Source organism: Streptomyces sp. NH27, assembly GCF_056859195.1.
Genome location: NZ_JACEGK010001052.1, coordinates 1 through 612 on the forward strand (window position 1 = coordinate 1; position 612 = coordinate 612).

The following is a 612-nucleotide window of genomic DNA, read 5'->3' on the forward strand; positions in this document are numbered from 1 at the left end:
GGCAAGGACGCCTCGGACCTGCTGCGGGACCGGGTACGGGACCCGCGTCCCGGGGCGGCAATCGGCCGCTACGGCAACTCATCGATACCGTTTATCGGTTGATTATCGGCGCCTGCCACGATTCCATCACCGCACGAGCCGCCCGCCCGGTGATGCACGGGGGTCGTCGCCGGGTGGGCTTCACCACAGCAAGTCCCCGAAGTGCAGGAGAACCGTCATGACCACAAAGACCACCGAGAACCAGCCGCCGACCAACCCGACCGACCCCGTGCCGCCGACCACGCCGACTCCGGGCAAGGTCGAGCCGGCCAACTGGCACACGGAGGACGCCTCGGAGGCACCGGTCGACGGTCTGTTGGCGGACAAGCCCACGACGAAGCCTGGTCACGCCAAGCCGGACAACTGGCATACCGAGTCCGAGCCCGCAAGCTGATCCGCCGCAAGGCGCCCGTCCGGAGCGGCATGGGGCGGCACGGAGCGCCGGGCGAACTGCCCAGCGGCGGACATGACCCTGTGGACCTGGAGATGGGGGTTTCCGGAGTTCGCAGGAGAAAAGGGGGATGCCCGGAGGGCACCAGTGAGCTGGCTCAGGGGGCTGGCTCACTGTCCGGG

The 612-nt window shown here is 69.0% G+C and carries 1 protein-coding gene; it reads left to right on the forward strand.

What is annotated here, in order from left to right; genetic code table 11:
• Positions 1 to 217: 217 nt before the first annotated feature.
• Positions 218 to 433, forward strand: coding sequence for a hypothetical protein (locus AC13HU_RS37965; protein ID WP_483046547.1), 216 nt, complete (start codon positions 218 to 220; stop codon positions 431 to 433).
• Positions 434 to 612: the final 179 nt, after the last annotated feature.